General features: G+C 62.6%; 19 protein-coding genes and 1 pseudogene. 7 read left to right on the top strand and 13 right to left on the bottom strand.

Annotated elements, in window-relative coordinates; translation table 11 throughout:
• Positions 1-15: 15 nt before the first annotated feature.
• Positions 16-1269 (bottom strand): serine hydroxymethyltransferase, encoded by a 1254-nt coding sequence (locus AK81_RS23185; RefSeq protein ID WP_043202886.1) that lies wholly within the window; start codon positions 1267-1269, stop codon positions 16-18.
• Between the two features lie 338 nt (positions 1270-1607).
• Between AK81_RS23185 and AK81_RS23180 the strand changes: the two genes are divergently transcribed.
• Positions 1608-2648, top strand: coding sequence for a threonine aldolase family protein (locus AK81_RS23180; RefSeq protein ID WP_043202883.1), 1041 nt, complete (start codon positions 1608-1610; stop codon positions 2646-2648).
• 294 nt (positions 2649-2942) lie between these two features.
• On the opposite strand, the gene mcpH is transcribed toward AK81_RS23180, so the two are convergent.
• The 3 genes from mcpH to AK81_RS23165 all read right to left on the bottom strand — a co-directional run bounded on the left by mcpH (position 2943) and on the right by AK81_RS23165 (position 5607).
• Positions 2943-4880 carry a methyl-accepting chemotaxis protein McpH gene (gene mcpH, locus AK81_RS23175; RefSeq protein ID WP_043202880.1) on the bottom strand — a complete coding sequence of 646 codons (1938 nt, stop codon included), beginning with the start codon at positions 4878-4880 and terminating at the stop codon, positions 2943-2945.
• A 197-nt stretch (positions 4881-5077) separates the two neighbouring features.
• Positions 5078-5380, bottom strand: a complete 303-nt coding sequence (locus AK81_RS23170; RefSeq protein ID WP_043202876.1) for a cell division protein ZapA — start codon at positions 5378-5380, stop codon at positions 5078-5080.
• Positions 5377-5607 (bottom strand): hypothetical protein, encoded by a 231-nt coding sequence (locus AK81_RS23165; protein ID WP_016497626.1) that lies wholly within the window; start codon positions 5605-5607, stop codon positions 5377-5379. Before AK81_RS23165 ends, AK81_RS23170 begins: the two co-directional genes overlap by 4 nt.
• Before the next feature lie 276 nt (positions 5608-5883).
• Between AK81_RS23165 and AK81_RS30880 the strand changes: the two are divergent.
• The 3 genes and pseudogenes from AK81_RS30880 to AK81_RS23155 all read left to right on the top strand — a co-directional run.
• Positions 5884-6654 (top strand): annotated as a pseudogene (locus AK81_RS30880) (MCP four helix bundle domain-containing protein); the annotation flags it as partial.
• A complete protein-coding gene (locus AK81_RS30875; protein WP_409347974.1) occupies positions 6637-7509 on the top strand; it encodes a methyl-accepting chemotaxis protein in 873 nt (290 codons plus the stop codon). The pseudogene AK81_RS30880 and the gene AK81_RS30875, both read left to right, overlap by 18 nt.
• A 212-nt stretch (positions 7510-7721) precedes the next feature.
• Positions 7722-8177, top strand: coding sequence for an REP-associated tyrosine transposase (locus AK81_RS23155; protein WP_043202871.1), 456 nt, complete (start codon positions 7722-7724; stop codon positions 8175-8177).
• A gap of 123 nt (positions 8178-8300) precedes the next feature.
• Here AK81_RS23155 and gbcB read toward each other — a convergent pair whose 3' ends face one another.
• Positions 8301-9401: a glycine-betaine demethylase subunit GbcB gene (gbcB, locus tag AK81_RS23150; RefSeq protein ID WP_043202869.1), complete on the bottom strand. Its 1101-nt coding sequence runs from the start codon at positions 9399-9401 to the stop codon at positions 8301-8303.
• A 295-nt stretch (positions 9402-9696) separates the two neighbouring features.
• Between gbcB and gbcA the strand changes: the two genes are divergently transcribed.
• A complete protein-coding gene (gbcA, locus tag AK81_RS23145) occupies positions 9697-10989 on the top strand; it encodes a glycine-betaine demethylase subunit GbcA (RefSeq protein WP_043202866.1) in 1293 nt (430 codons plus the stop codon).
• Positions 10990-11067: 78 nt separating this feature from the next.
• Here gbcA and AK81_RS28700 read toward each other — a convergent pair whose 3' ends face one another.
• Positions 11068-11898 carry an RHS repeat-associated core domain-containing protein gene (locus tag AK81_RS28700; RefSeq protein ID WP_081042137.1) on the bottom strand — a complete coding sequence of 277 codons (831 nt, stop codon included), beginning with the start codon at positions 11896-11898 and terminating at the stop codon, positions 11068-11070.
• A 613-nt stretch (positions 11899-12511) separates the two neighbouring features.
• Here AK81_RS28700 and AK81_RS23140 point away from each other — a divergent pair.
• Positions 12512-12715 carry a cold-shock protein gene (locus AK81_RS23140; RefSeq protein WP_043202863.1) on the top strand — a complete coding sequence of 68 codons (204 nt, stop codon included), beginning with the start codon at positions 12512-12514 and terminating at the stop codon, positions 12713-12715.
• Between the two features lie 148 nt (positions 12716-12863).
• On the opposite strand, the gene AK81_RS23135 is transcribed toward AK81_RS23140, so the two are convergent.
• The 6 genes from AK81_RS23135 to AK81_RS23110 all read right to left on the bottom strand — a co-directional run bounded on the left by AK81_RS23135 (position 12864) and on the right by AK81_RS23110 (position 20699).
• Complete coding sequence (locus AK81_RS23135) at positions 12864-13634, bottom strand: electron transfer flavoprotein subunit beta (RefSeq protein WP_043202861.1); 771 nt, start codon at positions 13632-13634, stop codon at positions 12864-12866.
• Positions 13635-13644: 10 nt separating this feature from the next.
• A complete protein-coding gene (locus AK81_RS23130; RefSeq protein WP_043202858.1) occupies positions 13645-14877 on the bottom strand; it encodes an electron transfer flavoprotein subunit alpha/FixB family protein in 1233 nt (410 codons plus the stop codon).
• Positions 14877-16829 (bottom strand): dimethylglycine demethylation protein DgcB, encoded by a 1953-nt coding sequence (dgcB, locus tag AK81_RS23125; RefSeq protein WP_043202856.1) that lies wholly within the window; start codon positions 16827-16829, stop codon positions 14877-14879. The genes AK81_RS23130 and dgcB overlap by 1 nt, the downstream gene beginning before the upstream one ends.
• A gap of 208 nt (positions 16830-17037) precedes the next feature.
• On the bottom strand, positions 17038-19098 hold the full coding sequence (gene dgcA / locus AK81_RS23120) for a dimethylglycine demethylation protein DgcA (RefSeq protein WP_043202855.1): 2061 nt from the start codon (positions 19096-19098) through the stop codon (positions 17038-17040).
• A gap of 15 nt (positions 19099-19113) precedes the next feature.
• Positions 19114-19644 (bottom strand): DUF5943 domain-containing protein, encoded by a 531-nt coding sequence (locus tag AK81_RS23115; protein WP_016497619.1) that lies wholly within the window; start codon positions 19642-19644, stop codon positions 19114-19116.
• Between the two features lie 77 nt (positions 19645-19721).
• The gene (locus tag AK81_RS23110) at positions 19722-20699 is read right to left on the bottom strand and encodes a dipeptidase (protein WP_043202853.1); all 978 of its coding nucleotides are present in this window, start codon (positions 20697-20699) and stop codon (positions 19722-19724) included.
• A 284-nt stretch (positions 20700-20983) separates the two neighbouring features.
• On the opposite strand from AK81_RS23110, the gene AK81_RS23105 reads away from it, so the two are divergent.
• Positions 20984-21385 (top strand): lysozyme inhibitor LprI family protein, encoded by a 402-nt coding sequence (locus AK81_RS23105; RefSeq protein ID WP_043202852.1) that lies wholly within the window; start codon positions 20984-20986, stop codon positions 21383-21385.
• 115 nt (positions 21386-21500) lie between these two features.
• Here AK81_RS23105 and AK81_RS23100 read toward each other — a convergent pair whose 3' ends face one another.
• A complete protein-coding gene (locus tag AK81_RS23100) occupies positions 21501-22445 on the bottom strand; it encodes a GlxA family transcriptional regulator (protein ID WP_043202851.1) in 945 nt (314 codons plus the stop codon).
• Between the last annotated feature and the right edge of the window lie 96 nt (positions 22446-22541).

The following is a 22541-nucleotide window of genomic DNA, read 5'->3' as shown; positions in this document are numbered from 1 at the left end:
GGTCGTTTACTCCACTCAGCGGTAAACAGGGAAGTCTGCGCACAGCGCCGCGACGTTCTTCGCCACATCGGCTTCGACGTCTGCGTCACCGAGGTTGTCGAGGATGTCGCAGATCCAGCCGGCCAGGGCCACGCATTGGGCGACCTTGAAGCCGCGGGTGGTGACGGCCGGGGTGCCGATGCGCAGGCCCGAGGTGACGAACGGCGACTGCGGGTCGTTCGGCACGGCGTTCTTGTTGACGGTGATGTGCGCGCGGCCCAGGGCGGCGTCGGCATCTTTACCGGTCAGGCCCTGACGGATCAGGCTGACCAGGAACAGGTGGTTGTCAGTGCCACCGGAAACCACGTCGTAGCCGCGGTCGATGAACACCTGGGCCATGGCCTGGGCGTTGTCGATCACTTGTTGCTGGTAAGCCTTGAAGCCAGGCTCCAGCGCTTCCTTGAAGCACACGGCCTTGGCGGCGATCACGTGCATCAGCGGGCCGCCCTGGGCGCCCGGGAATACAGCGGCGTTGAGCTTCTTCTCGATCTCTTCGTTCGACTTGGCCAGGATCAGGCCGCCACGTGGGCCGCGCAGGGTCTTGTGGGTGGTGGTGGTGACCACATCGGCGAACGGGATCGGGTTCGGGTACAGGCCAGCGGCAACCAGGCCGGCTACGTGGGCCATGTCGACGAACAGCAGCGCGCCGACCTTGTCGGCAATGGCGCGGAAGCGTGGGAAGTCGAGGGTCTTGGAGTAGGCCGAGAAGCCGGCAACGATCATTTTCGGCTTGTGCTCGACGGCCAGGCGCTCGACTTCATCGTAGTCGATCAGGCCGGTGTCGGTGTTGATGCCGTACTGCACGGCGTTATAGAGCTTGCCCGAGGACGACACTTTGGCGCCGTGGGTCAGGTGGCCGCCGTGGGCCAGGCTCATGCCGAGGATGGTGTCACCCGCCTGCAGCAGGGCCAGGTAGACGGCGCTGTTGGCCGACGAGCCGGAGTGCGGCTGGACGTTGGCAAAATCGGCACCGAACAGTTGCTTGGCGCGCTCGATGGCCAGGGCTTCTACCTTGTCCACGTGCTCGCAGCCACCGTAGTAGCGCTTGCCCGGGTAGCCTTCGGCGTATTTGTTGGTGAGGCCGCTGCCTTGGGCCTGCATGACGCGCTGGCTGGTGTAGTTCTCCGAGGCGATCAGCTCGATGTGATCTTCCTGGCGCTGTTCTTCGGCATTCATCGCCGCCAGCAGTGCGTCGTCGTAACCCTGGATCTGGTCTTGCTTGCTGAACATCGTGTATCTCCCGGCAGCGATCGTTTTTTGTCGTGGGGCACTGTGGCCCTTTGTGGCGATGGTATGACTGGCGGGGTCGGGTCAGATGCCTGCGCACGCCTTGCAATGGCGCGTTTACGACATTCGTTGTGGTGTTGGCTTTTTCGCGGGCACGCCCGCTCCCACAGGGATCTGCACAGGCCAGGTGGTTGCTGGCTTGCCCGGCCCTTGTGGGAGCGGGCGTGCCCGCGAAGAGGCCAGCGCAGACAACATAGCAATCAGCCGATGCACGGGTTGTATAGGCAACCGCTGAATCGATGGTTTAGAGTGCTGTTCTGCGTCGTTCACAGGACCGTGTCATGACAGATAAGAGCCAACAATTCGCCAGCGACAACTATTCCGGTATCTGCCCCGAAGCCTGGGCGGCGATGGAGAAGGCCAACCACGGCCACGACCGCGCCTATGGCGACGATCAGTGGACCGAGCGCGCCTCGGAATACTTCCGCAACCTGTTCGAAACCGACTGCGAGGTGTTTTTCGCCTTCAACGGTACCGCCGCCAACTCGCTGGCCCTGGCCTCGCTGTGCCAGAGCTATCACAGTGTGATCTGTTCCGAGACCGCCCACGTAGAAACCGACGAATGCGGCGCGCCGGAGTTTTTCTCCAACGGCTCCAAGCTGCTGACGGCGGCCAGCGTCAACGGCAAGCTGACGCCGCAGTCGATCCGCGAAGTGGCGCTCAAGCGCCAGGACATCCACTACCCCAAGCCGCGGGTCGTGACCATTACCCAGGCCACCGAAGTGGGCACCGTGTACCGCCCCGACGAGCTGAAGGCGATCAGCGCCACCTGCAAGGAGCTGGGGCTGAACCTGCACATGGACGGCGCGCGCTTCACCAATGCCTGTGCGTTCCTGGGCTGCAGCCCGGCCGAGCTGACCTGGAAGGCCGGCGTCGATGTACTGTGCTTTGGCGGCACCAAGAACGGCATGGCGGTGGGTGAGGCAATCCTGTTCTTCAACCGCCAGCTGGCCGAAGACTTCGACTACCGCTGCAAGCAGGCCGGGCAACTGGCGTCGAAAATGCGCTTCCTGTCGGCGCCGTGGGTGGGCCTGCTGGAAGATGGCGCCTGGTTGCGCCATGGCAATCACGCCAACCATTGCGCGCAGCTGCTGGCGTCGCTGGTGAGTGACTTGCCGGGGGTAGAGCTGATGTTCCCGGTGGAGGCCAACGGGGTGTTCCTGCAGATGCCGGAGCACGCGATTGAAGCGCTGCGGGGCAAGGGGTGGAGGTTCTATACCTTCATTGGTAGCGGCGGGGCGCGGTTCATGTGTTCGTGGGACACCGAGGAAGAGCGGGTGCGCGAACTGGCCGCGGATATCCGCAGCATCATCACCGCCTGACAGGGCCTCTTCGCGGGCTTGCCCGCTCCCACAGGGACCGCGCAGGCCTCAAGGCCTGTGATAAACCTGCAAGGGCCACAGGTGCAGCACTGCCCTCAAGGCCTGTGATAAGCCTGCAAGGGCCACAGGTGCAGCACTGCCCTCAGGGCCTGTGATAAGCCTGCAAGGGCCACAGGTTCATCGCTGCCCTCAAGGCCTGTGATAAGCCTGCAAGGGCCACAGGTTCATCGCTGCCCTCAAGGGCAATGATGAACCTGTGGGAGCGGGCAAGCCCGCGAAGAATCCAGCACTGATCTAAAGCCTGAACCCACCCATCTGCCGCGCCAGGTCATCAGCCAATCCTCGCAACGCCTGGCATTCTTCTCGGCAGCCCTGAACCTCAGCCGCCGTCTCCCGGGCCAAATCGGAAATCCCCTGCACCGTCCGGTTGATTTCCTCAGTCACCGCCGACTGCTCTTCAGTCGCCGTGGCCACCTGATGGTTCATGTCGCTGATGTGTTCCACCTGGTCGGTAATCGCGCCCAGTGACGCCCCGGTGCGCTGGCTCGATTCCACGCCACTGCCGGTCGCCTGCTGCCCCGCCTGCATCGAACTCACCGCCGAACCCGCGCCCTGCTTAAGGCGCTGGATCATCTGCTGCACTTCGTCGGTGGACAGCTGCGTACGCCGCGCCAGCGTGCGCACTTCGTCGGCCACCACGGCAAACCCGCGCCCCATTTCCCCTGCCCGCGCAGCCTCGATGGCGGCGTTCAGCGCCAGCAAATTGGTTTGCTCGGAAATACTGCGGATAACCGCCAGAACTTCATCGATAGAGGCGACTTCGTCGGCCAACTGGCTGACTGCATCGGCTGCCTTGCCGATATCGCCCGACATGCCCTCGATGCCCTGAATCGAACGCCGCACCACTTCACGCGCCTGCAAGGCTTCATCGCGGGCCGACTGCGAGGCCTGGGCCGCATCACCGGCATTGCGGGCAATGTCCTGCACGGTCAGGCCCATTTCGTGAACGGCGGTAGCCACCATTTCGGTCATTTCCTGCTGCCGCCCCGAGCGCTCGGCGGTGTTGTCCACCACTTGGGTCACCTGCTCAACCGCCCGATGCAGCCGCTCGGAAGTCTGCAACACCTCGCCAATCAGGCTGCGCTGGCTGTCGAGAAAGCGATTGAACCCCCGGGCCAGGTCGCCCAGTTCGTCCTGGCGTGAATCATCCAGGCGGTGGCTGAGGTCGCCTGCGCCGCTGCCAATCTGCACGAGCGCAGCGGTAACGCGGCGAATGGGCCGCACCAGCCCCCGCGCCAGCAGCACCACCAGCAGCAGCGACACCAGGGCCACGCCGCCACCGATCAGGCTGGTCAGCCACACGGCTTGATGCATTTGCGCGTAGATTTCCGACTCCGGCACCTCGGCCACCAGCGTCCAGTTGAGGTCGCGCAGGGGCAGGCCCAGCGCCAGGTAGCGTTCGCCGTCACGGCTGAAGCGGCTGCTGCGCAGGCCTTCGCCGCCGGTCATCACGGCCTTGGCAGCTTCCGTGCCGAGCTGCTCGGCGAGCTGGCGCTTGCCGCTGAAGGCAGCGTCCGGGTGCACCTGGATCAGGCCATCGTTGCGCACCAGGAAGACCTTGCCATGCTCGCCAAAGCTGAAGTCGTGAATCAGCTGCGACAGCTCGGTCATGCGCAGGCCCATGCCGGCCACGCCCACCAGCTTGCCGCCCTTTTCCACGCGATAGTCGATGAACAGCGCCAGCTCGCCCGTGGCACCGTCGATGTCGATATTGATAAACCGCTCGGCGCCGCTGTCGATGTAGCCGTAGAACCACTTGTCCTTGGGGTTGCTGCGGCTGAGGGTGCGGTCCAAGCCATTTTCGTTGTAGTAATGGCCGGTTTCGGTCGAGGCAAACAAGGTAGTGAAGGCGCGGTTGCGCTGTTTGGCGGCGTCCAGGTATTCGATGAATGCCGCGGCCTGGGCGGGGTCTTCACCGGCAGCCAGCCAGTCGCGCAGCAAGGTGTTGCCGGCAATGTCTGCTGCCGCCACCAGTGGCTGGCCGAGCATGCGCTCGATGTCATTGCGGATGGCCTCGACACTGGCGGGCAGGGCAGTGTCGACCAGGTAGCGGTCGGTGAGGCGGTTGAGCGCCACGGTGAAGATGATGACCACCACCAGGATGCTGGCCAACAGGGCGGCGCCCATGCTGGTGATCAACTGCCACTGGATGCTTTTACGCCAGATACGCATGCCCCTACTCCCCCGCACATTATTGTTTTGCGAGAAGTGTATACACTTGCGTATCCAGTTAATCCAGTGATCTAGAACAACAATACGGTTCCTGTGGGAGCGGGCATGCCCGCGAAGAACACAACGCGGTGGCTGGCACCGGCTGCGCCGGTGTTCGCGGGCAAGCCCGCTCCCACAGGGATCTCGGTATCAGGCCGTCATTGCTCGGCAATGGTCCGCACGATGGCGTCCACCGTGGCGTCGATCTGCGCCTGGGTGCGCGCCAGGGTCTGCTGGTGTTCTTTCTGCAGTTCAACCTGTTTGGAGCACAGGTTAAGGGCAGCCAGCACCAGCAATTTGTCACCGATCAGGGTCGGGTACTGACGCTTGGTTTCGTTCAGGGCGGTGTTGAGCATCCGCACCGCCTGGGCCAGGGTTTCTTCCTGGCCTTCGGGCGCCTTGATCGAATAGTCGATGCCGAGTATCGACACGACATTGACCGGCTGCTCTTGCAATCTCATGCGCCAACAACGCCAGCGCTGGCGCGATCAACCAGGGCCTGCAGGCGGGCGGCGGTGCTGCCGTTCTTCTCTTCCTGCTCCATCAGCGACAGCTGCAGGGTTTCGTTCTCTTCCTTGGCCTGGGCCAGTTGCGTGCCGAGGGTGGTGTTCTGCTCGGTGAGTTGAGCGTTTTTCTGCATCAGGTCGCTGACCAGTTGCTCGATTTGATTCAGGGAAGCTTCCAGCATGGGTCTATCTCAGGTTGTTGCGAGGGGCGCACACGATAAAGAAAAGCGCGGCCCATCGCCATTAAATATCGGATTCATAAGGTGTCTAACCCGCAGATTGACAGGGTAACCACCCCCTTGTTCCGACCTGGGTCAACCGCCGGTCAGGAAAAGGTTAGCCACCTCACAAATTTGGCCGGTCGCACTCAAGACTGATCAGTCACGACCGATAGCCAGACAAGTCTTGTTTTGTCGCACCTTACGCACCTTCCCCCCCTTGCCTGGACCCTCCCCTCCATGTCTCTACGCAACATGAATATCGCCCCGCGCGCGCTGCTCGGCTTCGCGCTTATCGGCCTGCTGATGCTTGGCCTTGGCATCTTCTCGCTGGTACAGATGGGCAACATCCGCCAGGCGGGCGTGGCCATCGAACAGGTCAGCGTGCCCAGCATCAAGATCCTCGACGAGCTCACCGCGCTTAACCTGCGCATGCGCACCCTCTCCTATCGCCTGCTGCTCAACCGTGAGCCGGAAACCCAACGCGATACCCTCAACCTGCTGGACCAGCGCAACAGCCAGATCGACCGCGCGCGCCAGGCCTACCTGCCCATGATCGGTGCTGCCGACGAACAGGCTACATTCGACCAATACGGCCAGTTGCTCAACCAGTACCGCCAGCTGGAGTCGCGCATGCGCAGCCTGAGCCAGGCCGACCGCCTGGATGAGTTGCGCGACCTGCTTAACCGCGACCTGCTGGCCAACTCCGAGCAGATCAACAAAACCATGGACACCCTGGTGCGCATCAACACCGACCAGACCCGCGCCACCAACGAGAAAGCCGCCAACCAGTACGCGGCGGCCTTCGCCCTGGTGATCGGCCTGTTGGTTGCCGCTACCGTGCTGACCTTCGCCTGCGCCTTCCTGCTGACCCGCAGCATCGTCAAGCCGATCGAAGAAGCGCTGACGTGCGCCGAGCAAGTCGCCGACGGTGACCTGACCCACGTCATCCGCGCCGAAGGCACCGACGAAGCGGCCCGCTTGCTGCGCGCCATGGCCCGCATGCAGGACAAGCTGCGCGACACCCTGCAGCTGATCGCGGGCTCTGCGACCCAGCTGGCTTCGGCGGCGGAAGAGTTGAATGCCGTCACCGACGAAAGTGCCCGTGGCCTGCAACAGCAGAACAACGAGATCGAACAGGCCGCCACCGCCGTCACCGAAATGACCAGCGCTGTGGAAGAAGTAGCGCGCAACGCCGTGAGCACCTCGGAAGCATCCAGCGAAGCCAGCCGCTCCACCGGCGACGGTCGCGACCTGGTGATGGAGACCGTGGGCGCCATCGAGCGCATGAGCGGTGATGTGCAGGCCACTGCCAAACTGATCACTCACCTGGCCGAGCAGTCGCGCGACATCGGCAAGGTACTCGACGTGATCCGCGGCCTGGCCGACCAGACCAACCTGCTGGCGCTCAATGCTGCCATCGAGGCGGCGCGTGCCGGCGAAGCGGGCCGTGGTTTTGCCGTGGTGGCGGATGAAGTGCGTGCGCTGGCCCACCGTACCCAGCAGTCGACCAGCGAAATCGAGCGGATGATCGGCAGCATTCAGGGCGGTACGGAAGAGGCTGTAGAGTCGATGCGCACCAGCACCGAACGTGCCGAGTCGACGCTGAACATCGCCCGGGGCGCAGGCATGGCACTGGATACCATTGCCGGTGCTGTGGCGCAGATCAACGAGCGTAACCTGGTGATTGCCAGCGCGGCGGAAGAGCAAGCACAGGTGGCGAGGGAAGTGGACCGCAACCTGGTGAACATCAATGACCTGTCGGTGCAGAGCGCTACCGGGGCGCATCAGACCAGTGCGGCGAGTGCTGAATTGTCGCGCCTGGCGGTGGACCTGAATGGTCTGGTAGCCCGTTTCCGCACCTGACCTGAAGCAACTGGGGCCGCTTTGCGGCCCATTCGCGGGGCAAGCCCGCTCCCACAGGTTCTGCGCTGGTTTAAAGGTTTCGGTGAGCCTGTGGGAGCGGGCTTGCCCCGCGAAGAGGCCGGTACTGCCAGCCAACATCCAGCAATCATTCCCCGCCGCACGCCACTGCGCCTCACCTATTGTTTCCCTGAGTCTTGATTCGGGAACCTCACATGGACCGTGCCAAATCCCATCTGCTGCGCCGCGGCCGTTTTTCTCAGCCGGGTGGGCTATACCTGCTGACCACGGTCACTCATGAACGCAAGCAGATCTTCACTCGACTGCAGTTCGCCCGAGGCGTGATCCAGCAAATGAGGCAGGCGGAGCTCGATGGGCTTTGCCGATCACTGGCGTGGGTGGTCATGCCTGACCATGTCCATTGGCTCATAGAACTACGAAGTGGCACGTTGTGCTGCTTGATGCGCAGATTCAAGTCACGCAGCAGTCATGCGCTTTATCAGCGGGGCATGCGGCGCGAGAAGATATGGCAGGCCGGTTATCAGGACAGGGCCTTGCGCCGCGAGGAGAGTGTGCTGCACGTAGCAAGGTACATTGTGGCCAACCCAATAAGAGCAGGACTGGTTGGCCGAGCGGGCGAATATCCACATTGGGATGCAGTGTGGATCTGATGGCCCTTTCGCGGGACAAGCCCGCTCCCACAAGTACCCCGCTGCCCTCAGGCTGAGTAGAGGACCTGTGGGAGCGGGCTTGTCCCGCGAATGGGCTGCAAAGCAGCCCCCTGCAATCTCGGATCAATAATCGATCCGCACATCCCCTTTAGGCACGCTGCAGCAGGACAGGATATACCCCTCGGCTTCGTCCTCTTCGGTAATGCCGCCGTTGTGCTCCATCTCCACTTCGCCGCCCAGCTTGAGCACCTTGCAGGTGCCGCAGATGCCCATGCCGCAGGCTTTCGGGATCATCAGGCCAACCTTGGCCGCTGCCGCATGCACGGTTTCGCCCGGCGCAACGCGGATGCTCTTCTCGCTGCCGATGAACTCCACCAGGTTGAGGTCGGAAACATCCAGCTCCGGTGCATCGGCCGCCTGCTCGGCGTGCTCCACTGCATCGGCCTTGGCCTCTGGCGGCGTCGCGCCGAACGACTCCTCGTGGTAGTTCTTCATGTCGAAGCCGACCGCTTCGAGCATGCGTTTGACCGCGGTCATGTACGGCGTCGGGCCGCAGCAGAACACCACGCGCTCCATGTAGTCCGGCGAAATCAGTTCCATCAGCCGCTGGTTCAGGTAGCCGCGGTAGCCCGCCCACGGCTCGCCCAGGCCATGCTTCTCGCAAATGATGTGCAGGCTGAAATTGGGGATGCGCGAGGCCATCTGTTCCAGCTCGCGGTGGTAGATGATGTCCTTCGGCGAACGGGCGCTGTGCACGAACACCATGTCGACATTGGCGTTGGTGTCGTAGAACCAGCGCGCCATCGACATGACCGGGGTAATGCCCACGCCACCTGAAAGGTACAACATCTTGGCCGCCGGGAAGTCGATGGCGTTGAACAGCCCCACCGGGCCGTGCACCGGCAGCTCGGCGCCTTCGTGCATGGTGTCGTGCAGGAAGTTGGACACCAGGCCGCCCGGCACACGCTTCACAGTGATCGAGAAGCTGTACGGCACCGACGGCGAACTGGAGATGGTGTAAGAGCGCATCACCGGCTTGCCTTCGATCTCCAGCTCCAGGGTGACGAACTGCCCTGGCTTGAAGAAGAACATGATCGGCTGATCGGCCATGAAGCAGAAGGTGCGCACGTCCCAGGTCTCCTGGATGACCTTGACGCAGCGCACGATGTGGCGGCCGTTGGCCCAGGTCTGGGTGGTGACCGGATTGAGGAAGGTATCGGACATGTTCATCTCCAGCAGCCGACTATTGGGCTTTTTATGGCTTGGATAATGCGCAAGCTGAGAGCGACGTACATTCCTGCCAGCGACATCGGCGTGCTTATCGCGACCAGCCCCGCACTACAAGGGCTGCGGCGTCGTAATTCAATTCGGCCATGTCGCCCGTGGATACGGATCACGGCGCCTTCGGACGCACACTCCACGGCAAATAAACAGGCTGTTTCTAGATATACAGCCTTGCGGCACCACAACAACGATTAGCCACCTTTTGCCGGCCGCACACGGCCCCGAGGAATACACGATGGACGTCACCGCAACCCTGAGCCTGGGCGATCCACTGGAACCTGCACGCAAGGCTACCGCCGAGATGCTGCAGACCCGCGAGCGGACCTACTCGCTGCCCCAGCCTTTCTACACCGACGAGCGTCTGTTCCAGATCGACATGCAGGAGATCTTCCAGAAAGAATGGTTGATCGCCGGCATGACTTGCGAAATTCCGGCGAAAGGCAACTACATCACCCTGCAGATCGGCAAGAACCCGATCCTGGTAGTACGCGGTGCCGAAGGTAAGGTGCACGCCTTCCATAACGTCTGCCGCCACCGCGGTTCGCGTTTGTGCGTCAGCGACAAAGGCAAGGTGGCAAAGCTGGTGTGCCATTACCACCAGTGGACGTATGAACTGGACGGCCGCCTGCTGTTCGCCGGCACCGAAATGGGCGCCGACTTCGACATGAAGGAATACGGCCTGAAGCCAGTGCACGTGAAGGTAGCCGGCGGCTACATCTTCATCAGCCTGGCGGAAAACCCGCCCGCCATCGACGAGTTCCTGGCCACCCTGGAACACTACATGGAACCGTACGACATGGAGAACACCAAGGTGGCGGTGCACACCACCTTGATGGAAAAGGCCAACTGGAAGCTGGTACTGGAAAACAACCGCGAGTGCTACCACTGCACCGGTTCGCACCCGGAGCTGCTGCAAACCCTGCTGGAATGGGACGACACCAACGACCCGCGCGCCAGCCAGGAATTCAAGGACCACGTGGCCGCTTCGGCCGCTGCCTGGGACGCCGAGAAAATCCCTTACCTGCACAAGAGCCACGGCCTGCGTAACCGCATCGTGCGCATGCCACTGCTCAAAGGCACGGTATCGATGACCATGGACGGCAAGCAGGCCTGCCAGAAGCTGATGGGCCGCATCAAGAACCCGGACCTGGGCTCGATGCGCATCCTGCACCTGCCGCACTCGTGGAACCACTGCATGGGCGACCACATGATCGTCTTCACCGTGTGGCCGATCAGCGCCCAGGAAACCATGGTCACCACCAAGTGGCTGGTGCACAAGGACGCCGTGGAAGGTGTGGACTACGACCCTGAGCGCATGCGCAAGGTGTGGGACGCCACCAACGACCAGGACCGCCGCCTGGCGGAAGAGAACCAGCGTGGCATCAACTCCACTGCGTACCAGCCTGGGCCTTACTCGAAGACTTACGAGTTTGGTGTGGTGAACTTCATTGACTGGTACAGCGACCGTGTATTGGCCAACTTGGGCGCAGAGCCTGCTCCGTACCTGAAAGAGGTGAAGGCGCAGTAGACCATCATCGGTGACCTGGCAGCGCTCCGGACTTAACAGCTTGAGCGCGCCAGGCAAACCGTATGGTCGGAAATTTCCCTATACGTGGACATCATGAGGGACCGGTCGTGGCGACCTGATCCAATTCGCAGCTGCTGCAAATCCTCTGCCTACCTGTGTAAACCCGCGGCCTACGGTAGAGAGCATCTCATCCAGCATCGTCAAATCCATGAAAGTCTCCCCGAATACCCCCGGAATTTCACGTGGATTAGCTCGCAAGTAGCTGAATACTTCACGTCCTGCGGCAAAATTCCCTGTCAAACCGCCGCTCAGGTTCGTGACCGTATTGCCTAAAGCCAATAGATCCACGGCATTCTGAACACTTGGGGTCACCCCGTTGGCGGCAGCGACCACCTGCCCGGCTACGCCAAAAACGCCGGTCATGCTGAACTGCTGGTTTGAAACCCTGGATAGAGTCGGTAGGTCCTGATGAGGCGCAGGAGAGGAATTCGTCCCGCTGTTAGCCGCCTTAGCCTTCCTGTGCCCGACCACATTCTTCATTGTCCGAACCCACGCGCCCGACAAGGTGGCACCGCTGGAGAGCAAGCCAATGCCCCTGAGTATGACGCCCCAGAATGCACCGCTTGGGTCATGCCGGTTTACCGGGTCTCCGCCACAGTAGGCGTACCCATTGATACCTCCCTTGGAAAATGGGCTGAGCGAGTCGCAGGTCGTGAAGCGCATCAGGGTCGGGCTGTAGAAGCGACGGCCATTGCCCAACGGATAATTGCCCGTGAGCGGATCGCGATGCTGGCCAGCAAAAGCCAGCGCCGGTGCTGGGCCGGTTTTCATCAAGCCGTAAGGTGAATAAGCGCGCAGACCTGGCAACACAGAGCGCTGCATGTCTGTCGTCAATAAATGAGTCGCCATAGGTTATCCACAGGTTTTAACTATTTGGAATACCGTAGCGGTGACTGGCAGGTTTGCCTACTGGCATAAATACCAGGACGAATCACTGATCATTTTTTAATCAATTACCACAAGGCGCCGTAACTGTTGGGCTGCAGAGGACTCCGTACACCTTACCCACAGAGACACCAACAGAGTTTGTGCGCAAAACGCTGCCATGCAGGGTTTGTTCTGTGGATAAGCGATTCAAGGGCTTGATAATCATGGATCCGAAGACTTCCGATACAATTTGATCGTTTTTTAATCAATTCCTCGCAAGCCATGACTTGCGCGGCTTTCAGGTAGTGCCGAACAGATTATCCACAGACCCGCTAACAGCGATTGTGGGCAAAACCAGACAGCGCGACGTCAATCTGTAGCTGATGAGCCGAGCCAGCGCTGATCACTTTATGATCAAAACTCTGTAAGCCCCGCTATGTAAGGCCCGCAGCCATGCGCCAACACTTTATCCACACCTTGGCGAACAGATTCCGTGGGCAAAACGGAGGGGTACCTGATATTTCTGCCAGTTTCGTCAAATGCCGCAATGTGATGGGGTAATGGCTACTACTTTGTCATTATCCAGGAGTGACTTATGCACAGCCGCCAGGAGGGCACTGTGAAGTGGTTCGATGAAGGGCGGGGGATTGGGGTGATCAGCGTGGAAGGGGAGCGCCGGGATTACCTGGTTTTGCGCTGTGCGGTCAGGGGCAGAGAACTGGCTGCAGGAGAGTCTGTGTCATTCGATCCTGTCACTGAAGAATTGGCTAACTGGGCGTTCAACGTGACCCGGCAATAGCGCTGCTGTTCTGTGGGAGCGGCCTCGCGTCGCGAAAGGGCTGCGCAGCAGCCCCAGTTTTCAGCATCACAGCAGAAATTGCTGGGGCCGCTGCGCGGCCCTTTCGCGACACAAGGCCGCTCCCACAGAGGCCTGTAATCATCCTGCTTCAGCGCAGCACACCTTCTTCCACCAGCAGCTTGAGGATGGCTTCGGCGCCTTCCTGTGGCGAAACATCCTTCAGCACCTTGCCGCCACCGCCACTGGCCTTGGCCGTCGCCGCCTTCATGCGGTCGGCACCGCTCTTGGCCTTGATCACCTTCAGCCGCTTGGGCCGAGGACGGGCCGGCTGCAGCTCTGCGTCACCCAACAGCTCATCTTCGACAATGGCCACATTACGCGCCGCCAGCACACCACGGCGCGCAGGGCCAAAAGCGCTCTGGCGCGGCTTGGGCGCAGCGTTATCCACAGTCGCCAGCAACGGCAGGCGTACTTTAAGCCGGCGCCGCTGACCCCGCGGCAAAGCCTGCAATATCTGGGCGGTGCCGTTCTCGATAGACTCCACCTCGGCCAGGCCCACGATCAACGGCCAGCCAAGTTTTTCGGCCAGCAGGAACGGCAACATGCCCGAGCCCTCCCCCGTCTCGGCCTGGCTGCCGGTCAGCACCAGCTGTGCCCCGGCGTCGCGCAGGTAATCCCCCAGCACGCCCAGCACATCGGCACCGGCCGGCTGCTCCAGCACATCCAGATGGTCCAGGCCCATGCCCAGGTAAGCGCGCAGCGCTTCTTCCTGCGGGTCGCCAGCATGCACCACCTGCAAGTTATCCCCAGCCAGCTGCAAACCCAGCTCCACGGCGCGGGCATCCTGCTCAGCGCGGCGGGCGCGGCCGGAGCTTGGGTGGGCACCAATGGAAACCAGGCTGATCACTTTCGTACTCATGCTCGTGCCCTTATGCCGCGTCGCGCTGGCCGCCGCTGCGGTAGTTGTCCACAGCCTCGATCAGTGCCTTGAGAATCGCCGAACTGTCGCCAATCACCGACAGGTCCGCCCGTTTGATCATGTCGCAGCCCGGGTCCATGTTGATCGCCACCACCTTGTCGCAGGCGCCGATACCTTGCAGGTGCTGGATGGCACCCGAGATACCCACAGCCACGTACACGCGTGCGGTGACCCAGGTGCCGGTGGCACCCACCTGGCGGTTGCGCGGCATGAAGCCGTCGTCCACCGCCACCCGCGAGGCGCCTTCGGTGGCGCCAAGGGCTGCGGTAGCCTGGTGATACAGCCCCCAGTCCTTGACCCCGTTGCCGCCCGAGATGATGAACTCGGCCTCGGCCATGGCAATGGTGGCCGGGTCCACGGCCACCGAGCCCAGGTCCTCGATGCGCGACAGGCTGCGCGCCACGCTTGTGGACAACTCCACCGGCAAGGCTTCGTGACGGGTTTCGCTGACCGGCTCGGCACACTCGGCCGCCGCCAGGATCAGGCGTGGCACGGCGCGTTGCAGGTCTTGCTGGCCGGCACCCGCGCGGCCGATGCACTGGCCGTCCTTGACCTGCCACACCCGCGTTGCCGGGCGCTCGCCCAGCGCGGCCCCCAAACGCCGGCCCAGTTCGCCGCCACCGGTGCGGCTGTCGGGCAGCAGCCAGTGGCGCGGGGTGAATTGGTTATCCACAGCCCGCAGGCCCTGCACAAGTTGCTCCGGCGCATAACCCTCAAAGGCCTCGCCTTCGACGACCAGCAGGCGGTCGACACCGGCTGTGGAAAAGTTGCTTTCCTTGTGTTCGTTGAAGACCACCGCCAGCACCGCGCCGTCGCTGCCGGCCAGGCTGTGGGCCAGGCCGAGCAGGTCGCGGTCGTGGCTGCTCAGGCGGCCACCGACCATGTCCGGCACCACGGCAATGTAGAACGCCGGCGCCGGTACCTGGTGCAGCGGCAACTTGACCTCCGCCGCCGCCGTGCGCCGCCCGCCCACACCGGTACCCTGCTGGGCGCCGCTGCGGTCAATGCGCTTGATGCCGGCCGGGCCGATGAAGCCTGCGGCAATCGCATGGGGGTTCTTGCGGATGAGGCCGTTGGGCCCCATCCAGCTGGTCTGTTGCGTCTGCATGGCCGCATGCAGCGGGTGCAGGCGGTTACGGGCGATCCACTCGGCGCGTGGGTCGCGGCGGATAATGTCGCTCATCAGTGCACCTCCGCAGGTTCACGTTTGGCCGTTTGCGGCTTTGCGGCAGACGGCGCGTCCTCTTCGATCAGCACGTCGGCCACCAGCTCGGCCAGGTCCTTGATCTGCGGGCGCGGCTCGACCACGCCTTCGAGCATGGCGGTGCACTGCGGGCAACCCACGGCCACCAGCTCGGCCTCGGTTTCGCGAATGTCGTCCATGCGCATGTCGGGGATACGCTGCTTGCCCGGGATGTCGGTGATCGGCGCACCGCCGCCACCGCCGCAGCAGCGGGAACGGAAGCCCGAGCGCTGCATCTCGCGCACTTCGATACCCAGTGCCTTGAGCACTTCACGCGGGGCTTCGTACTCGCCGTTGTAGCGGCCCAGGTAGCACGGGTCGTGGTAGGTGACGCTGCCACCCTTGTGCTGGCCCAGATTGAGCTTGTTGGCCGCGATCAGTTCGGCAATGTAGGTGCTGTGGTGCTGCACCTGGTACTCGCCGCCCAATGCGCCGTACTCGTTCTTCAGCACATGGAAGCTGTGCGGGTCACAGGTGACGATGCGCTGGAACTTGTACTTGGCCAGGGTCTGGATATTGCGCTTGGCCAGTTGCTGGAAGGTCGCTTCGTCGCCCAGGCGGCGGGCCACGTCGCCGCTGTCGCGTTCTTCCAGGCCGAGCACGGCAAAGTCCACGCCCGAGGCCTTCAACACTTTGACAAACGAACGCAGGGTGCGCTGGTTGCGCATGTCGAAGGCACCATCACCGACCCAGAACAGCACCTCGGTGGCTTTCACCTCCGACAGCAGTTTCAGGTTGAGGTCGGCTGCCCAGTTCATGCGCCCGCCCGGGGCGAAGCCGCCGGGGTTGTCGGTGGCGATCAGGTTGTCCAGCACCTCGGCGCCCTTGTTCGGGGTGGCGCCCTTTTCCAGGGTGAGGTGGCGGCGCATGTCGACGATGGCATCGACGTGCTCGATCATCATCGGGCATTCCTCGACGCAGGCACGGCAGGTGGTGCACGACCACAGCGTTTCGGCGTCGACCAGGCCATTGACGATCGGCTGGTGCGGGTGGCCACCGTGTTCACCGATCGGCTTGCCCGGGTAAGGGCTGCCGGCGAACTTGGCGTCCGTGCCACCGGCCAGGCCAATGACCATGTCCTGAATGAGTTTTTTCGGGTTCAGCGGCTGGCCGGCAGCAAAGGCGGGGCACATGGCTTCACATTTACCGCACTGCACGCAGGCATCGAAGCCCAGCAGCTGGTTCCAGGTGAAGTCCGCCGGCTTTTCCACACCCAGCGGTGCGTTCGGGTCTTCCAGGTCCAGCGGCTTGAGGCCGGTGGAGCGGCCGCCGCCGAAACGTTCGGCGCGGCGGTGCCAGGCCAGGTGCAGGGCACCGGCAAAGGCATGCTTCATCGGGCCGCCCCAGGTCATGCCGAAGAACAGCTCCGACACGCCCCACAACACGCCCAGGCCGAGAACGGCGACCATCACCCAGCCACCGGTGTTGGCGGGCAGGATGCCGGCGACCGGCAGGGTGGCAATGAAGAAGCTTGCGGCGAACACCAGCAGGCTCTTCGGCAAGCGCATCCACGGGCCTTTGGACAGGCGCGCAGGCGGGTTGAGGCGGCGCTTGAAGACAAAGATGGCGCCAGTGAACATGATCACCGTGGCCACCAGCAACGCGTAGCCAAGGATTTTGCTCTGCAGGCCAAAGCCATGCACCAGGATGGCCAGTGCGGCCGACAGCACGAAGCCGCCCGCGGTGGCCACGTGGGTCTTGGACATGTACTTGTCGCGCTCGACCACGTGGTGCAGGTCCACCAGGTAACGGCGCGGCATGGCCAGCAGGCCGCCGATCAGGTCGACCTTGGAGGCCCGGCCACGCCGCCACATGCGCACCCGGCGCAGGGCGCCGAGCACTGCCAGGCCAAGGGCAGCGAACAGCAGGATGGGTAGAAGGGTGTTCAACATGGGAGGCTCCCACAACAGCTAGATTCTTGCGCCACCCCAAAGGCCAGCGCGGACCCCATGTAGGAGCGGCCTTGCGTCGCGAAAGGGCTGCGTAGCGGCCCCAAAATCTATGCTGCCATGGAGATCTTGGGGCCGCTTCGCGACCCTTTCGCGACACAAGGCCGCTCCTACACGGGGGGCCAGTCCCGCCTCTAGAAAGGCGGTGCGATCAGAAGTCCTTGCACAGGCGCAAGGCGTCGTAGATCGCCGCATGCACGTTGCGCTGGGCCACGCAGTCGCCGATGCGATACAGCAGGTAACCTTCGCCCGGCTGGCTGAGAATCGGCTGTGGCTTGATGGCGAACAGCGCCTCCACATCGATCTGGCCCTTGTTGCGCGAGCCGTCCTTCAGCGCGTAGTACAGTTCTTCATCAGGCCGCACACCGTTCTCGATCACCACCTGATCGACCACGCGTTCTTCCTTGGCGCCGGTGTATTCGTTCTCCAGCACCGCCACCAGCTTGTCGCCTTCGCGGTAGACCTTTTCCAGCATCATGTCGCCGGTCATGATCACTTCTTTCGGATACATGCTGCGGTAGTAGGTGGGGAAGGTCGTGCCGCCCATGGCCACGCCCGGCTTGATGTCGTCGGTGACGATTTCAACCTGGCTGCCTTTGTCGGCAATGTAGTCCGCCGCCGACATGCCGGTGAATTCACAGATGGTGTCGTACACCAGCACGTTCTTGCCCGGCGCCACCTTGCCGTCGAGCACGTCCCAGCTGCTGACCACCAGCCCTTCGGCAGCGCCCCAGTGCTCGTTCTGCTCGACGAACGGATGCCCGCCCACCGCCAGCACGATCACGTCCGGGCGCAGGTCCTGGATGGCGTCCACGCTGGCAGCGGTGCCCAGGCGCAGGTCCACTTTCAGGCGCGCCAGTTCCAGCTGGTACCAGCGGGTGATGCCGGCGATCTGGTCACGCTGCGGTGCCTTGGCGGCAATGGTGATCTGCCCGCCGATCTGGTCTTTCTTCTCGAACAGGGTCACATCGTGGCCACGCTCGGCAGCCACCCGGGCTGCTTCCATGCCGGCGGGGCCTGCGCCAACCACCACCACCTTGCGTTTCACGCCGGTGGTCTTCTCGATGATGTGCGGCACGCCCATGTATTCACGGGAGGTCGCGGCGTTCTGGATGCACAGTACATCCAGGCCCTGGTACTGGCGGTCGATGCAGTAGTTGGCACCGACGCACTGCTTGATCTGGTCAATCTGGCCCATCTTGATCTTTGCGATCAGGTGCGGGTCGGCCATGTGCGCACGGGTCATGCCGACCATGTCCACGTAGCCGCCTTCAAGAATGCGCGTGGCCTGGTTCGGGTCCTTGATGTTCTGCGCGTGCAGCACCGGGACCTTGACTACTTCCTTGATACCGGCCGCCAGGTGCAGGAACGGCTCCGGCGGGTAGCTCATGTTGGGGATGACGTTGGCCAGGGTGTTGTGGGTGTCGCAACCCGAGCCAACCACGCCGATGAAGTCGAGCATGCCGGTGCCGTCGTAGTAGGCAGCGATCTGCTTCATGTCCTCGTGGCTGAGGCCATCGGGGTGGAACTCGTCACCACACAAACGCATGCCCACGCAGAAGTCGTCGCCGACTTCGGCACGCACGGCCTTGAGTACTTCCAGGCCGAACTTCATGCGGCCTTCAAAGGTGCCGCCCCATTCGTCGGTACGCTTGTTGACCCGCGGGCTCCAGAACTGGTCGATCATGTGCTGGTGCACCGCCGACAGTTCCACGCCGTCCAGGCCGCCCTCTTTGGCACGCCGCGCAGCCTGCGCGTAGTTGCCGATGACGCGCCAGATCTCTTCCACCTCGATGGTCTTGCAGGTGGCGCGGTGCACCGGTTCACGGATACCCGACGGCGACATCAGGGTCGGCCAGTTGAAGCCGTCCCAGCGCGAGCGACGGCCCATGTGGGTAATCTGGATCATGATCTTGGCGCCATGCTTGTGCATGGCGTCGGCCAGGTTCTGGAAGTGCGGGATGATGCGGTCGGTCGACAGGTTGACCGACGCCCACCATTCCTGCGGGCTGTCGATGGCGACGACGGACGAACCGCCGCAGATCGCCAGGCCGATGCCGCCCTTGGCCTTCTCTTCGTAGTACTTCACATAGCGGTCGGTAGTCATGCCGCCGTCAGTGGCGTAGACCTCGGCGTGCGCGGTGCTGAGCACGCGGTTGCGGATGGTCAGTTTGCCGATCTGGATCGGCTGGAACATTGCTTCGAATGCCATGACGCTATCTCCGGCTTACAACGGCTTTGTAACGAACAGGCCATCTTCGTGGCCTTCTTCCGACCCGCCATAGACCTGTTCGGCCACGGTGCGGATCGAGCTGCCGCGGGCAGCGAGAATTTGGTCCATTGCGCCGGCGAACCAGCCGGTGAACATGTAGTCGACCTTGCGGCCAACCTTGCCGTACACGTACACGAACGCCGAATGCTTGAGCTTGACGCTGCAGGTGCCTTTGTCCAGGTCGATGTCCTGGATCTCGAACAGGCCCCAGCCACGCTGGCTCAGGCGCTTCATGTAGTGCTCGAACACCGCCACGCCTTCCAGGCCATGGCACTCGGCTTCTTTCTCACACCAGTGCCAGGCGGACTTGTAGCCGGCCTTGTAGAGGATCTCGGCATAGGCGTCGGCGCCCAGCACTTCCTCGATGCCGATGTGGTTGTTGACGAAGAAATGGCGGGGCACGTACAGCATCGGCAAGGCGTCGCTGGTCCAGACACCGGTCTCGCTGTCGACTTCGATTGGCAATTGCGGGGCGATCTTGGCCATGGAAACTCAACTCCATACAAATTTTTATGTGGGTGCCCCGGCGTTGCTGGCAGGGGCTATCAGGCTTGGAGAGCGGCTTACTCGCCCCAGACGTCCTTGAGGACGTTGACCCAGTTCTCGCCCATGATCTTGCGCACCACACGCTCGGAATGGCCGCGCTTGAGCAAGGTTTCGGTGAGGTTGGGGAATTCGCCCACGGTGCGGATGCCCAGCGGGTTGATGATCTTGCCGAAATTGGTCAGGCGACGGGCGTAGCCCTTGTCGTGGGTCAGGTACTCGAAGAAGTCCTGGCCGTGGCCCTGGGTGAAGTCGGTGCCGATACCAATGGCGTCTTCACCAACGATGTTCATGGTGTATTCGATGGCTTCGGCGTAGTCGTCGATGGTCGAGTCGATGCCCTTGGCCAGGAACGGCGCGAACATGGTCACGCCAACGAAGCCGCCGTGGTCGGCGATGAACTTCAGCTCTGCGTCCGACTTGTTACGCGGGTGCTCTTTAAGGCCGGACGGCAGGCAGTGCGAGTAGCACACCGGCTTTTTCGATTCGAGGATGACTTCTTCGGACGTCTTGGAGCCGACGTGGGACAGGTCGCACATGATGCCGACGCGGTTCATTTCCGCCACGATCTCGCGGCCGAAGCCAGACAGCCCACCGTCACGCTCGTAGCAACCGGTGCCCACCAGGTTCTGGGTGTTGTAGCACATCTGCACGATGCCCACGCCCAGCTGCTTGAACACATCTACGTAGGCGATCTGGTCTTCGAACGCATGGGCGTTCTGGAAGCCGAAGAGGATGCCGGTCTTGCCCAGTTCCTTGGCCTTGCGGATGTCGGCGGTGGTGCGCACCGGCATCACCAGGTCGCTGTTGTCGCGAATCAGCTTCTGGCTGGAAGCGATCTGGTCGACGGTTGCCTTGAAGCCTTCCCAGACCGACACCGTGCAGTTGGCCGCGGTCAGCCCGCCTTTGCGCATGTCCTCGAACAGCTCGCGGTTCCATTTGGCAATGATCAGGCCGTCGATGACGATGCTGTCGGCGTGAAGTTCGGCTGGGCTCATCAGGCTGTCCCCTTTTATTGAATGGTTGGCGCCAAACCTTGTGCCGGCGCTTTGGGGCCAGCATATGCCTGTGCCCAAAGGCGCCCCGATGCAAAAACGACAGGGGGTTTGCCGAAAGCGTCAATGCGCGACAACACGCCCTCTGGCACGCCGCCTGGTGATGAGAGACAGTCTCGATAACGACGTTTCTGGCTGCTTTATGAACATTTGGACAGGTAGCTACCCACACGCCTTCGTCTGAGCGAGAATCCCTGCGATTCGTCAGCCTGTTGAGGAGAAAAGGGATGAAATCATTGGCATGGCTGGCACTGCTCGCCGTCGTATCGGGCGCCCAGGCCGGCGAGGAAGAAAGCACCCCGTGCGACAACGTCGACACCGACCAGCAGACCTACGCCTGCGCTGCATTCAACAAGCAGACGGCCGAGCGGGAGCTGAAGTCGGCTTACGATGACTTGATCCAGCGGATTCGCGATCAATATGCCGACGAAGGCGACCAGGCCACGGCGCTGATCGGGCGCATGGATGCAGCCGAGAAGCTGTGGACACAGCTGCGTGATGCTGATTGTAAGGTCGAGACCTATGCCGAGAAGCAGGGCAGCAAGGCGTTTGAGGCGGCGTGGGATACCTGCGTCGCACAGCGCAGTGATGACCGGTCGGAGTATCTGCAGTCCATCGGTCAGCAGTAAACCTGTACCGGCCTTTTCGCGGGCACGCCCGCTCCCACAGGGACCCCACATTTCTCTGGCCTGTGGTAATCCTGTGGGAGCGGGCGTGCCCGCGAAGAGGCCGGCACAGGCAAAACTACACAGCCCTGGCCAACCTGTCCTCCCGCGGGCAACGCTGGTACCGTGCCCGATAACACCGGGTAAAGTACGAAGCCGATTCGAACCCGCACGCCACCCCCACCTCCAGCACGCTCATGTCGGTCTGGCGCAACAGCTGCCGGGCCTTGTTCAGCCGCAGTCGCAAATAGAACCCACTGGGCGTGTCGTCCAGGTGCACACGAAACAGCCGCTCCAGCTGGCGCCGGGTCACCTGCACCGCTTCGGCCAGCACCTGGGTATTGAGCGGTTGTTCGGTGTTGCGCTCCATCTCGCCAATCACCTTCACCAGCTTCTTGTTGCTGATGCCATAGCGGCTGGCGATCTGCATGCGTTGGTGGTCTTGTCGCTGACGGATACGCCCAAGCACGAATTGCTCCGACACCTGCACCGCCAGCTCGCTGCCGTGGGCCTGGGCAATCAGGTCGAGCATCAGGTCAATTGACGCCGTGCCGCCAGCACAGGTGATACGCCGCCGGTCGATCTCGAACAGCTCCTGGGTCGCCTGCAGGCTCGGGTAGTTTTCCTTGAACGCTTCCAGCGCCTCCCAGTGCACGGTGGCGCGGTGGCCGTCGAGCAGGCCGGCCTCGGCCAGTACTACCGCGCCGGTATCGATGCCGCCGAGTATCACGCCTTCATGATCCAGGCGGCGTAGCGCCTGTTGCAGCGCCGGGCCATAACAGGCCAAGGGGTCGAAACCGGCCACGATCAGCAAAATGCCGGCAGGCTCACCTGCCGCCAACGCCGCATCGGCGTTTACCGACATACCGTTGCTGGCCTGCACCGCCCCGCCATCCAGGCTCAGCACCTGCCAGCGATAGGACGGCCCCTTGAAGCGGTTGGCTACCCGCAGCGGCTCGAGGGCACTGATGAAGCCCATGGCCGAGAACCCGGGCAACAGCAGAAAGTGAATGTTTTGCAGCATTGCATGCTCCACGGCAAAGGTGGTCGCCTCCGTGCAAGTGTTGGTCGCCAGGGTGCGATTTTTCACCCTGCCAGCAGCGTAGCGTGTTCGAACGGT

It is taken from the genome of Pseudomonas putida W15Oct28 (assembly GCF_000708715.2).
GTDB lineage: Bacteria > Pseudomonadota > Gammaproteobacteria > Pseudomonadales > Pseudomonadaceae > Aquipseudomonas > Aquipseudomonas putida_R.
This window is presented reverse-complemented; position numbering and strand designations above follow the sequence as displayed.